This window comes from Ruegeria sp. BI7, assembly GCF_056537925.1.
Genome location: NZ_JBQFSK010000001.1, coordinates 1,176,300 through 1,189,195 on the forward strand (window position 1 = coordinate 1,176,300; position 12,896 = coordinate 1,189,195).

At 57.8% G+C, this 12,896-nt stretch carries 12 protein-coding genes and 1 tRNA gene; 7 read left to right on the top strand and 6 right to left on the bottom strand.

Going from position 1 to position 12,896, the window contains the following annotated elements:
- The first annotated feature begins 63 nt into the window (after positions 1-63).
- Positions 64-762, top strand: a complete 699-nt coding sequence (gene lexA, locus ACR0JB_RS05870) for a transcriptional repressor LexA (protein ID WP_170348829.1) — start codon at positions 64-66, stop codon at positions 760-762.
- Here lexA and ACR0JB_RS05875 read toward each other — a convergent pair.
- A complete protein-coding gene (locus ACR0JB_RS05875; RefSeq protein ID WP_170394244.1) occupies positions 756-2,807 on the bottom strand; it encodes a ComEC/Rec2 family competence protein in 2,052 nt (683 codons plus the stop codon). The genes lexA and ACR0JB_RS05875 overlap by 7 nt on opposite strands.
- A gap of 78 nt (positions 2,808-2,885) precedes the next feature.
- Between ACR0JB_RS05875 and gltX the strand changes: the two genes are divergently transcribed.
- Together gltX and gltA are read left to right on the top strand one after the other, a co-directional pair.
- The gene (gene gltX, locus ACR0JB_RS05880; protein WP_170424701.1) at positions 2,886-4,286 is read left to right on the top strand and encodes a glutamate--tRNA ligase; all 1,401 of its coding nucleotides are present in this window, start codon (positions 2,886-2,888) and stop codon (positions 4,284-4,286) included.
- A 119-nt stretch (positions 4,287-4,405) separates the two neighbouring features.
- Positions 4,406-5,701: a citrate synthase gene (gltA, locus tag ACR0JB_RS05885; RefSeq protein WP_170348831.1), complete on the top strand. Its 1,296-nt coding sequence runs from the start codon at positions 4,406-4,408 to the stop codon at positions 5,699-5,701.
- A gap of 48 nt (positions 5,702-5,749) precedes the next feature.
- Here gltA and ACR0JB_RS05890 read toward each other — a convergent pair whose 3' ends face one another.
- Positions 5,750-6,814, bottom strand: coding sequence for a PA0069 family radical SAM protein (locus ACR0JB_RS05890; RefSeq protein ID WP_170577706.1), 1,065 nt, complete (start codon positions 6,812-6,814; stop codon positions 5,750-5,752).
- A gap of 290 nt (positions 6,815-7,104) precedes the next feature.
- Here ACR0JB_RS05890 and ACR0JB_RS05895 point away from each other — a divergent pair, with 290 nt between their 5' ends.
- Both ACR0JB_RS05895 and ACR0JB_RS05900 read left to right on the top strand, forming a co-directional pair.
- Entirely contained in the window at positions 7,105-7,803 is a 699-nt protein-coding gene (locus ACR0JB_RS05895; protein WP_170348833.1) for a corrinoid protein, read from the top strand.
- An 89-nt stretch (positions 7,804-7,892) separates the two neighbouring features.
- Entirely contained in the window at positions 7,893-8,558 is a 666-nt protein-coding gene (locus ACR0JB_RS05900) for a DUF1638 domain-containing protein (RefSeq protein WP_170358647.1), read from the top strand.
- Between the two features lie 6 nt (positions 8,559-8,564).
- Here the strand turns inward: ACR0JB_RS05900 and ACR0JB_RS05905 are convergent, their stop codons facing one another.
- A complete protein-coding gene (locus ACR0JB_RS05905; RefSeq protein WP_170358649.1) occupies positions 8,565-8,975 on the bottom strand; it encodes a SufE family protein in 411 nt (136 codons plus the stop codon).
- Positions 8,976-9,114: 139 nt separating this feature from the next.
- Here ACR0JB_RS05905 and ACR0JB_RS05910 point away from each other — a divergent pair, with 139 nt between their 5' ends.
- Complete coding sequence (locus tag ACR0JB_RS05910) at positions 9,115-9,642, top strand: hypothetical protein (protein WP_170375493.1); 528 nt, start codon at positions 9,115-9,117, stop codon at positions 9,640-9,642.
- A gap of 6 nt (positions 9,643-9,648) precedes the next feature.
- On the opposite strand, the gene rnd is transcribed toward ACR0JB_RS05910, so the two are convergent.
- From rnd to purM, 3 genes are all read right to left on the bottom strand, one after another.
- A complete protein-coding gene (rnd, locus tag ACR0JB_RS05915) occupies positions 9,649-10,806 on the bottom strand; it encodes a ribonuclease D (RefSeq protein ID WP_170394250.1) in 1,158 nt (385 codons plus the stop codon).
- Between the two features lie 111 nt (positions 10,807-10,917).
- Positions 10,918-11,514, bottom strand: coding sequence for a phosphoribosylglycinamide formyltransferase (gene purN / locus ACR0JB_RS05920; RefSeq protein ID WP_170410014.1), 597 nt, complete (start codon positions 11,512-11,514; stop codon positions 10,918-10,920).
- A complete protein-coding gene (purM, locus tag ACR0JB_RS05925; protein WP_170394254.1) occupies positions 11,511-12,557 on the bottom strand; it encodes a phosphoribosylformylglycinamidine cyclo-ligase in 1,047 nt (348 codons plus the stop codon). The genes purN and purM overlap by 4 nt, the downstream gene beginning before the upstream one ends.
- A gap of 107 nt (positions 12,558-12,664) precedes the next feature.
- Between purM and ACR0JB_RS05930 the strand changes: the two genes are divergently transcribed.
- Positions 12,665-12,741: transfer RNA gene (locus ACR0JB_RS05930), tRNA-Ile, on the top strand.
- The last annotated feature ends 155 nt before the right edge of the window (positions 12,742-12,896 follow it).

A 12,896-nucleotide genomic window follows, 5' to 3' on the forward strand; every position in this document is an offset into this window, starting at 1 on the left:
GTTGACACAAAACGTGAACATGCGTAGAACAAAAGAAAACGCATGACCGACGAGGTGTGAGCAATGCTGACCAAGAAACAGTTGGATTTGTTGGAATTCATCCACAAACGCGTTCAGGCGGACGGTGTTCCGCCCAGTTTCGACGAAATGAAGGCCGCGCTGGATTTACGGTCGAAGTCCGGGATTCATCGCCTGATCACTGCGCTGGAAGAACGTGGCTTTATTCGTCGCCTTGCCCACCGGGCGCGCGCGATTGAGATCGTGAAGCTGCCCGAGAGTCTCGGTGGCGAACCAACAGCCGCTTTCAAACCTCGCGTGATTGAAGGCGACAGGCCCGAAGGTCCCCGCCCGGCGAATTTCGAACCGGTCACTGTAGATGCCTTGGAATTGCCGGTCATGGGCCGTATCGCTGCTGGTGTTCCGATTGAGGCGATCAGCCACGTATCGCACCGTGTGGCGGTCCCGGGCAGCATGGTTTCGGGCAAAGGCGAACATTACGCGCTTGAGGTACGTGGCGACTCGATGATCGATGCCGGTATCAATGACGGCGATGTCGTGGTGATCCGTGAAACTCGGGTTGCCGATAATGGCGATATCGTCGTGGCTCTGGTCGAAGATCAGGAAGCGACCCTGAAGCGCTTTTTCCGCCGTGGCAATGCTATCGCGCTTGAGGCTGCGAACCCCGCCTATGAAACCCGCGTTCTGCCCGAGGACAAGGTCAAGGTGCAGGGACGGCTGGTCGGGCTGATCCGCAGCTACTGATCCCGTTTTAAATTGCGGTTCTCGGCGATAGCCGGGGACCACAGGCGATGGCCGATTGCCTCTCGGCTGGTTGTTATGCGTCCTTTTGAAAACGCCAGGCTTCCGGTCTCTTTCAGGCGGTTCGGATCGAAAAGACCGCAATCCCCATTCAGGTTCAACTCAACTGCAGACACCACGATCTGGTTTGATTGGCATTCTTCAAACCCTTTTGCCGCACGTTTTCCGGTGATGTGAATCACTTCCTTGCCCTGCCAATCAAAGCGCTGAACAGCGTTTTCTGCATCAGGCCAGCGGCTGGCCGCCTTTTTCTGATCTTCTCCGTCACCGTCGTTTTCCAACCATACCGTAGCGATGAAACCGCTGCCTTTTTCTTTGCTCAGCGCGCGGCCATGTTCCGTCATGACACCCACCAACCCGCCTGAATCCGCGATCAGAACCTCGGGTCTTTGCCCCTGCCCCCACAACATAAATGCGGACGCAACCGGTATAATCCCAATCCATTTTGCGCGGCCCTGCCACAGCGCCAGCCACAACGCCCCCAGCGCAAACATGGGCAACACGTAATGCGGCGGACTAACGACATAGCCTTGCGCGCCATCTAAGTTTGACACCTTATCTGAAACGATCAGAATCCACTCCAATCCCAGACCCATGACATTCAATGCGACCGCCTCTAGCCCGAAAGGGGCCAGCAATGCCGCGACAAAGGCGGCGGGCACCACAATCGTGCCCATTACCGGGACCGAGAGCATATTGGCCAGCAACCCATAGTGTGACATCGTGTTGAAATGCGCCGCCCCGATAGGTGCGGTCGCAAGCCCTGCAATCGCCGAAGACAACAGCAAGCCGGTCACCGGTTTCAGCCATTTTGGACCGGGCATTGGGCCATGGTCCCGCAACTGCCCAAACACCGCGACAAGCGCCGTAGTGGCAGCAAAGGACATCTGGAATCCCGGGCTCAACAATGTTTCTGGCCGTAGAATCAGCACGATTAGGGCAGCCACGGCCACGGCGCGCAAAGTAATCGCACGGCGGTCGATCAGGATCGCCCCCAGCATTACGCTGGCCATGACGAAAGCGCGTTCCGTTGCAACATTGCCCCCGGACAACAGCAGGTAAAGGACGGCCGCGATCAACGCACAAACTGCCGCCAACTTGCGGACGGGCAACCTTAAGGCCACTGAAGGAATGGCTGATAAGCCCAACCGAAACACCAGAAAAACGAACCCCGTCAGCAACCCCATGTGAAGGCCCGAAATCGCCAGCAAATGCGCTAGGTTCGAGGCCCGCAGGGATTTTAACGTCTCTTGCCCCATGCCACTGCGATCTCCGGTTGTAACGGCGGCTGCGAACCCACCGATCTCACCAGGCAGGATCGCACGTACCCTTTCCGAGATGGCCATACGCCAGGCAGTTACCCGGACCCCTTCGGTCGCGTCAGTTGCGGGGGCAATGGTCATCACCGGCACCCGGGTATAGCCAACCGCGCCCAGCCCTTGAAACCAGGCATGACGGCGGAAATCAAACCCTCCGGGTTCAACCGGCCCTTGCGGCGGTGAGAGATGCCCGGTGGTCATGATCCTTTGCCCAGGCGCCAGGGAAACCGATCCTCCGTGCAGTGAAAGCCGGACGCGCTGCGGTCTGCGATCTGCGGGCACATCCCCTATGCGCACCCGATCCAGCGTGACCCGCAACGCGTCCGACGCAGAGCGATCCATGGCTACGACCCGCCCCTCGATCGGGCCGTAGTAACGCCAGGACAGGACCGGCTCTGCGACCGTATGGGCTCGTGCGCCGGCCAGTATAAAACCGGACGCGATCATCGCGCCCCCCGTTGCCAACGCAGCCCAGCCAGTGCGGCGCGTGCGGCCAACCCAGACCAGCAACGTGATGCCAAGCAGAAGACAGGCATAGACCTGCCATTCCGGTTCAAACCGAAGGCTGAAATAGAGGCCGATGCCAACTGCCAGACAAATCGGAGACCACTGGAACAAATACCCTGTCTGGTTCAGCAAAGCGGCGTCGACCCGTGCCAGAACACGCATGGTTGCCCCCGTCCTTCGGGCTCGTTAGACAGACGCCAAACTATGCCCGACACGGTTACCAAAAGGTTAATCCACACAATGTCCGATCAGGTCGTCACCCGTTTCGCCCCCTCGCCCACCGGTTTTTTGCATATCGGCGGTGCCCGCACTGCGTTGTTCAACTGGCTCTATGCTCGTGGTCGTGGCGGTAAGTTCCTGCTGCGGATCGAAGACACGGATCGCGAACGCTCGACGCCTGAGGCGACAGCCGCAATTCTGCAAGGCATGGAATGGCTTGGCCTAGATCACGATGGTGATGTAATCAGCCAGTTTGAGGGGGCCACACGCCATGCCGAGGTCGCTCACCAGCTTCTGGCCGAAGGTAAAGCCTATAAGTGTTTTTCAACCCAGGATGAAATTGCAGCCTTTCGTGAGCAGGCTCGGGCCGACGGCAAGTCCACCCTGTTTCGCAGCCCTTGGCGTGACGCTGATCCGGCCACCCATCCTGATGCACCTTTTGTAATCCGTATCCAGGCCCCACAGGAAGGCGCCACCGTGATCCGCGATCAGGTGCAGGGGGATGTGACCATTCGCAACGATCAGCTGGACGACATGGTCCTTTTGCGCTCGGACGGAACACCGGTTTATATGCTGGCTGTGGTGGTGGATGATCACGACATGGGCGTAACGCATGTGATCCGGGGCGACGATCACCTCAACAACGCCGCACGCCAGATGATGATCTACGAGGCGATGGGTTGGGACGTTCCGGTATGGGCACATATCCCGCTGATTCACGGACCAGACGGTAAGAAACTGTCGAAGCGTCACGGTGCCTTGGGCGCACAGGAATATCAGGCGATGGGCTATCCTGCCGCTGGCATGCGCAACTATCTCGCGCGTTTGGGCTGGAGCCACGGCGACGATGAGTTTTTTACCGACGAGCAGGCCAAAGAGTGGTTTGATTTGGACGGAATCGGCAAAAGTCCGGCCCGCTTTGATCTGAAAAAGCTTGAGAATCTCTGCGGTCAGCATATCGCGACGTCTGATGATGCTGCGCTGCGGCATGAAATCGAAGCTTATCTGGATGCGGCGGGCCTTCCTGCTCTCACTCAGACACAATCTAGTGTTCTTGAACGTGCAATGTATTGTCTGAAGGATCGCGCCCGAACCTTCCCGGAATTGCTTGAAAAAGCACACTTTGCGCTGATTTCCCGCCCGATTGAGCCGGATGAGAAAGCGGCAAAAGCACTGCAAACAGTATCCGACGGTATACTAAGTGAATTGACGCCGCATGTGCAAAATGCTAGCTGGTTGCGGAACGAACTGGAGGAAACCCTCAATGCCTTTGCAGAAGCGAAAGGCATCAAGTTCGGCAAGCTGGCTGGACCCTTGCGGGCGGCTTTGGCGGGTCGGGCAGTGACTCCTTCGGTGTTTGACATGATGCTTGTGCTGGGGCGTGAAGAAACCTTGGCACGGCTTTCCGACGCAGCAAAATGACCCTGGCTTAATATTCAGGTAACGCTGCTTCGTTACGACCGGTCAACACTTTAGTGTGTGACCGCTGACCGCGCGCAGGCCGCTCACCCGGCGTGCTCATGAACGAAGAAGGGACAACGATGACCGACAGCAAAAAAACAGCCACTCTTACCGTACATGGTGAAAATTACGAGTTGCCGGTTCACTCGCCAACCGTTGGCCCGGATGTGATCGACATTCGCAAACTGTACAGTGATGCGGGTGTGTTCACCTATGATCCGGGCTTCACCTCGACAGCCAGCTGCGACAGCACCATCACCTATATTGACGGCGATAAGGGTGAACTGTTGCACCGCGGCTATCCGATCGACCAACTGGCCGAGAAATCGCACTTCCTCGAAGTGTGCTACCTGTTGCTGTACGGAGAGCTGCCAGTCGCAAAAGATCTGGAGAAGTTCGAGACCACGATCACTCGCCACACCATGATGCACGAACAGATGCAGTATTTCTATCGTGGGTTCCGTCGCGATGCGCATCCTATGGCAATCATGGTTGGCGTCGTCGGTGCAATGTCGGCTTTCTATCATGACTCGACAGATATTCATGACCCACGTCAGCGCGAGATTGCGTCGCACCGTCTGATCGCCAAGATGCCGACCATCGCAGCCTGGGCATACAAGTATCACACCGGTCAGCCCTTCGTGTATCCGCGCAACGACCTGGACTATGCGTCGAACTTCCTACGCATGTGCTTCAGCGTTCCGGCCGAAGAGTATGATGTTAACCCGATCCTCAGCCGCGCGATGGACCGCATCTTTACCCTGCACGCGGATCATGAACAGAACGCTTCGACCTCGACCGTGCGTCTGGCTTCAAGCTCGGGTGCGAACCCGTTTGCCTGTATCGCGGCCGGTATCGCCTGTCTGTGGGGTCCGGCCCATGGTGGCGCCAACCAAGCGTGTCTGGAGATGCTGGAAGAGATCGGTTCAGTGGATCGCATCCCTGAATACATTGCCCGCGCCAAGGACAAGGATGATCCGTTCCGCCTGATGGGCTTTGGCCACCGCGTCTACAAGAACTTTGACCCGCGCGCCAAGGTGATGAAGCAATCCGCTGACGAAGTGCTGGATCTGCTGGGCATCGAAGACAATCCAAAACTGCAGGTCGCCAAAGAGCTTGAGCGAGAAGCGCTGGAAGATCCGTATTTCGCCGAGAAAAAGCTGTTCCCGAATGTGGACTTCTATTCGGGCATCATCCTCGAGGCGATGGGTTTCCCAACCTCGATGTTCACGCCGATCTTCGCCCTGTCGCGCACCGTTGGCTGGGTCAGCCAATGGAAAGAGATGATCGCCGATCCACAGAACAAGATCGGTCGTCCGCGCCAGCTGTATCTGGGCGAAACCATGCGTGATTACGTGGATATCGAAAACCGCTGATTGCAGCGATGAAATGCTTAAGCCCCGGACCTGCGTCCGGGGCTTCTTTTATAGCAGGCTCAACTGATCGCCGATCTGAGCCGGGCGGGCAAACAGGTCGCATCGCAGGGGCGATGTCCGCGTTACAAGGCCCAGGCGCTTGACCGCCAAGGCAAACCGCTTGGCAATCAGCCCAGCATATTCACCCTCACCCCGCATCCGGTGGCCCCAGCGCGGGTCATAGTCCCTGCCCCCGTGCATTTCGCGCAGCTTGGACATGATCTTTTCCGCCCGCGCGGGTTCGTGATCCTGCAACCACTCCTGCCACAACGTCGATACTTCACGCGGCAAGCGCAACATGATCCAACTAGCAGCATCCGCGCCCGCCTCACGCCCGGCCTCAAGTAGATGTTCCAACTCATGATCCGTCAGACCAGGCACCACGGGTGACGTCATGACCCGCACAGGCACCCCGGCTTCGGTTAGGCGACGTATGATGGTTAAACGCCGCTGAGGAGACGGCGCGCGTGGCTCCATCCGACGGGACAGATTAGCATCCAGAGTGGTCAGGGATATCCCGACCCGCACCATCCCCTGCTCAGCCATGGGCGCCAGGATGTCCAAGTCCCGTTCGATCAAGGCCCCCTTTGTGACGATGGCGATGGGGTGATTGAATTCTTGCAGAACCGACAGGCAGCCTCTTGTAATCGCGCGGGTTTTCTCAATCGGTTGGTAAGGGTCCGTGTTGGTACCCAAGGCAATGGGTGCAACCTTGTACCCTTTGGCCGATAACTCCTTGCGCAGGATATCCGCTGCGTTTGGCCGCGCGATCAGGCGGGTTTCGAAATCCAGCCCCGGCGATAGCCCAAGATAGGCATGGGTCGGGCGGGCGAAACAATAGACACAACCATGCTCACACCCGCGATACGAGTTGATCGAGCGATCAAACGGCAAATCCGGCGACCGGTTATAGGTAATCAGGCCGCGCGCGACCTCGTCCCGAACATCGGTTCGCAAAGGCGGCAGGTCCTCGTCGATATCCCAGCCATCGTCACAAGGGATGGTGTCGAAATGTTCGAACCGTCCAGCGGCATTTGTGGCGGCTCCTCGGCCGCGAATATGCGGTGCAACCATGGTTGTTCTCGTTATGTTCCCTTGATTGGGTATAACGGCAATCCCGAATATCCGCAAGCACAGCATTCGAGGCCGCGCAGGTATCAACCGCGTGGTTATCCGCCAGTAAAATGAACCAGATGCAGGATCATCTTGCAGATTATTCTGTCGAGAGACGTGAAAATTTGACGTATAGGTCGGTCCCGAAACGACTGAGGTCGCAATCGTCACAGTCAAACTGCGACGTTTTGGCCAAAACGGAAAAAATGCCACCACGGGCCTATGGCTCGCACAGCTCAGGGAAACGCCCCATGTCTGAAGAAGAAGACATCGTCCTGTCCGAACTGAATGACGACGAACTTGTCGAGCAGATGTTCGACGATCTTTATGACGGCCTGAAAGAAGAGATCGAAGAAGGTGTGAACATCCTGCTTGAACGCGGATGGACGCCTTACGACATCCTGACCAAGGCTCTGGTCGGTGGCATGACCATCGTGGGCCACGACTTCCGCGACGGTATTCTTTTCGTGCCCGAGGTTCTGCTGGCTGCAAACGCCATGAAGGGCGGTATGTTTATCCTCAAGCCGCTGCTGGCCGAAACCGGCGCACCGCGCGTGGGTAAGATGGTGATCGGTACGGTCAAAGGCGACATCCACGACATCGGCAAGAACCTTGTGTCGATGATGATGGAGGGCGCTGGCTTTGAAGTGGTCGATATCGGAATCAACAACCCGGTTGAAAACTATCTGGAAGCGCTTGAAACCGAAGAGCCAGATATTCTGGGCATGTCCGCCCTGCTGACCACGACCATGCCTTACATGAAGGTTGTGATCGACACGCTGGTCGAACAAGGTAAGCGCGAAGACTATATCGTTCTGGTCGGCGGCGCGCCGCTGAACGAGGAATTCGGCAAAGCCATCGGTGCGGATGCTTATTGCCGTGACGCAGCCGTTGCGGTTGAAACCGCCAAGGATTTCGTCTCGCGCAAGCACAACCAACTGGCCGGTTAACCGGACGCGCAGGTTATTCTGGGGCCGTCCGGGTTTCGGGCGGCCTTTTTTGTTACACTGACAGTCGCGTAGAATCCGAGAAGCACCCAATGCAGCAAGATAAATTGCCAGACGATGCCAGCCTGACGACCAAGGGCTACGAATCCGGTGAGCACGGGCGCATCCTGCTGTTGGCCTGTGGCGCGCTGGCGCGTGAGATTCTGGACCTGAAGCAACGCAATGGCTGGGATCATATGGCGCTGACCTGCCTGCCCGCGATTTTTCACATCCAGCCTGACAAGATCATTCCGGCGGTACAAGAGGCCGTCGCCAAACACCGTGACGACTATGACCAGATCTTTGTGGTCTATGCCGATTGCGGAACGGGTGGCCTGCTGCAGCAAGCCTGCGAAGACCTGGGCGTCGAGATGGTCAAAGGCCCCCATTGTTATTCCTTCTTCGAAGGAAATCAGGCGTTTGAAGCACATGGTGATGAGGAAACCACCGCCTTTTACCTGACCGATTTTCTGGCTCGGCAGTTCGATGCCTTTGTGTGGAAACCGCTGGGGCTGGACCGACACCCCGAGTTGCTTAGCATGTATTTCGGCAACTACACCAAGCTGGTCTATCAGGCGCAAATTGACGATCCGGACCTGACGGCCCGCGCTCGTGAATGTGCCGAGCGGATGGGTTTGGAATTCGAACGTCGCCTGACCGGCTATGGCGATTTGGAAACCACCCTGACCGATTGGGCAAAACGTAAGCCGAAAGCCTGAATGGCGTCAGGCGTTTTCCTGCGCCACTTCGCGGATGCGTTCAATCATTGCCCGCAACCCGTTTGATCGCTGAGCAGACAGGTGATCATTCAGACCCAAGCGCGCCAGCTCTCCGCCTGCGTCCACCTTGGGAACTTCGCTGACGGGCAACCCGTTATACAAGGAACGCAGCACCGCGATCAGGCCACGTACGATCAGCGCATCGCTGTCCCCGTCGAACCGGAAAACCCGGTCTTCGATGATCGGGTGCAACCAGACCTGGCTTGCGCAGCCGTGGACCTTGGTGGCCGGCACTTTTAGTGCGTCCTCCAGCGGCTCCATCGCTTTGCCCTGGTCGATGACGTGGCGGTACCGGTCTTCCCAGTCCTCCAGAAACTCGAAATCGTCGACAATCTCTTCAAAGGCAGGCGTTGCCATGTCGCGGCGGTCCTTTCGTTGCAATCACAATTGTGAACTATGCCTCCGATCTATGCCTGTCCACCCCCCTACGCGGCTTTTCAATCAACAGAAATTGCGATAACCCATTGCTGGACTTACAGCTCTGGACGTTGGGACCATGCAAAAATCGTTTACTGTTCTCTTGGTGGCTACCCTGGCCCTGTCTGCCTGCAACAGCTGGCGCGAGTCACGGGTGAACCCGTCCAACTGGTTCGGTTCAAGCACGTCAGCCCCGCCGCCGGAAACAGCGACCTATGACGCGAACGCTCTTGTGCCCGAAACAAGGGAAGGCGGTGGGTTGCTCTCAAGGCCAACCCCCGAGGATACAAGCGTTCCGATCGCCAAGATTGATGAACTGAGGATTGAGCCGACCCCGAACGGTGCAATCGTCTACGCCTCGGGGACGGCAATCCGGCAAGGTGCTTATGACGCCCGACTGGTTCGCGTGGACAGTGAAGAAAACCAGAAGAACGGCGTTTTGGAGTTCACTTTCCGGGTAACCTATCCCGCGCGCGCAACGAATACGGGAACCGAACGGTCTCGAATGGTGTCCGACGCCATCAATATCAGCAAGAAAGACTTGGAAAATACCCGTCTGGTGCGGGTTGTAGGACAGCAGAACGCATTGGAATCGCGGCGCCGTTAATCGGCGCTACAGCGATACAACTTTGACGTTCTGACCTTTGGCCGCCAGCGCGATTTTACCTTCACACAGTTTCAAGGCGTCTTCGCCGAACACCTCAAACCGCCAACCTGACATCGCAGGCAGTTCCCGCTCACCCGCTGCAATCTGATCCAATTCCGAGCTGGTGGCTATCAGTTTGGCTGCCACGCCAGAGCTTTCGGTTTTCGATTTCAGCAAAACCCGCAGCAAATCCGCCAGCGCCGGGTTCACCTTCAGTTTGTCTCGGCTGTTGTCGACTTGCGGCAGCTGATCCGCAGGGCAATTCACCCCTTTTTTGACGGCGCTTAGAATACCATCGGCAATCGCGCCCTTTCGGGCCTCGCGCAGCAACAAGCGCGAGCCGCCCAGATCCGAGGGCGATTTGGGCTTGGTTGATGCCAACTCGATCAGCGCATCATCCTTGAAGACCCGGCTGCGCGGAACATTGTTTTCCTGCGCGTAAGCCTCACGAAACTGCGCCAATTCCCGCACCACGGCCAGAAATTTGGCCGAATTCGTCCGGGTCTTTACACGTTTCCATGCATCTTTGGGGTGAATGTCATAGGTCGCAGGATGGGTCAGCGTGCGCAACTCCTCTGCCACCCAATGACTGCGCTGCGATTTTTGCAATTGCGCTGCGAGATATTCATAGATTTGGCGCAGATGGGTGACATCCGCCAGCGCATAGGTCTTTTGCGCCTCGGATAGCGGGCGGCGGGACCAATCGGTAAACCGCGAGGTTTTGTCGACCCCCTGCTTGCAGATCTTGCGCACCAGCGTTTCATACCCCACCTGCTCACCGAAGCCACAAACCATTGCTGCAACTTGCGTGTCGAACAGCGGTTTCGGAAAGACACCGGCTTCGACCCAGAAAATTTCAAGATCCTGACGCGCGGCATGGAAGACCTTGACCACATCGTCGTTGCCGAACAGCTCATAAAGCGGGTCCAGAGACAATCCATCAGCCAGCGGATCAACCAGAACCGCGCTGTCTTCGTCATCAGACGGAACGGCCAGCTGTATCAGGCAAAGCTTTGAATAATAGGTCCGTTCGCGCAGAAATTCGGTATCTACGGTGACATAGTCATATTCAGCCGCGGCCTTGCAGAAATCGGCCAGCTCTTGCGTCGTTGTCAGGGTTTTCATGCGCGGTGCTGTTCTTGCTCTTGTTTTCTTCGGCTGATCGTCTCTTCCGTACCTAGCCGTAGTGCAGACCATAGGCCGAATTTAACACGCGTGTAAATCACTCTGGGACGTTCAGGGCAGCAACACCGGAGTCCGGTCGCCACTGGCGTAACGGCGCAACACTGCAGGATAAAGTTTATGCTCCCAAACCAGCACACGAGCAGCCAAAGCGTCGGGCGTGTCACCGGCTTCGATGTTTACCCGCGCCTGCCCCAGGATCGGGCCGTCATCCAGCGCTGCCGTAACCTCGTGAACCGAACATCCATGTTCGGCATCCCCGGCCTCGATCGCGCGGGCATGGGTGTTGAGGCCTTTGTATTTCGGCAGCAGTGAGGGGTGGATATTCAGCATCCGCCCCTGAAAGCGGGAAACGAAATCACCGGTCAGAACACGCATGAACCCCGCAAGACAGACAATATCCGGTTGCGCCTCTTCCAACGGCTTCAGCAGCTCTGCTTCAAACGCAGCGCGGTCGCCCTTAAAGGGGCGGTGATCTACCGCAGCCGTCGGGATGCCACGGTCCGCGGCCTTTTTCAGCCCGCCGGCCGTAGCGTCATTCGACAGAACCAGACACGTGCGTGCCGGGTGATCGCCGACCATGCTGTCGACCAGCGACACCATGTTGGACCCACCCCCCGAAATCAGGATGGCGACGCGCTTGTGACTCACAACAGTTTGCCCGAATAGGCCATGCCGGGCGTGTCGGTCACGGTGCCGATGCGCGCAACCGTTTCTCCGGCCTCGGCCAGCAGAGCGGCCAGTTCATCGGCGCAGTCTTCGGCGCAGACAACGATCATGCCAATGCCGCAGTTGAAGGTCTTCAGCATCTCGGCCTCGACGATACCACCAGTTTCCGCCATCCAGCGGAAGACGGCCGGCAGGTCCCAGGCGTTCAGGTCGATCTCGGCACCCAGCCCCTCGGGCAGCACGCGCGGCAGGTTTTCGGTCAGACCGCCGCCGGTGATATGGGCCAGCGCGTGTACGCCCCCTGCCCGGATCGCCTGCAGAGCGGGTTTCACGTACAACCGCGTCGGCGTCAGCAGCGCCTCACCCAGCGACCCGTCGCCAAAGGGCGATGCCGCATCCCAGCCCAGACCCGAGATTTCAACCAGCTTGCGCACCAGCGAATAGCCGTTGGAATGCACCCCGTTCGAGGCCAACCCCAGTAGCACGTCGCCCCGCTGCACACCCGCAGGCAGGTGCGCGCCACGCTCCATCGCGCCAACCGAAAAGCCAGCCAGATCGAAATCGCCATCGGGATACATGCCCGGCATCTCAGCCGTCTCACCGCCGATCAGGGCGCAACCGGACTGCACACAACCCTCGGCAATACCTTCGATGATCCGCGCGGCGGTGTCGGTGTCCAGCTTGCCGGTGGCAAAATAGTCTAGGAAGAACAGTGGCTCGGCCCCCTGACAGATCAGGTCGTTGACGCACATTGCCACCAGGTCGATACCCACACCGTCGACCACACCGGTATCAATGGCAATCCGCAGTTTGGTGCCCACACCGTCGGTCGCGCCCACAAGAATCGGGTCCTGATATCCGGCGTCTTTCAGATCGAACAAGGCACCGAACCCGCCCAGACCGCTCATCACGCCCGAGCGGTTGGTGCGTTTGGCAGCAGGCTTGATCCGGTCGACCAGAGCGTTCCCCGCATCAATATCAACGCCTGCATCGGCATAGGTGATTCCGTTCTTGCCCGTCGTCATGGCCAGCCCCTTATGAATGGTTCCCGCGCGGGTTAGTCGATTGTTGGGCATCTTGCAACGGTCAGGCTTGACGCGGCCGTTCACCGTGATACTCAAAGCGCTCAGGCGGGCCTGTAGCTCAATTGGTTAGAGCAGAGCGCTCATAACGCTTTGGTTGCGGGTTCAAGTCCTGCCGGGCCTACCAAATCACCGCAAAACTGGTTTTCAGAAGGCAAGCAAGGGAACGCTGTTTCTGTGGTTGCTGCGTGATCCAAAGTCGGATCAGATCGAACCAGAACAACACGCATTACTGATAGACCAGAAATCACTTGCCCGGCCGGTCAATCGTATCAAGAAGCT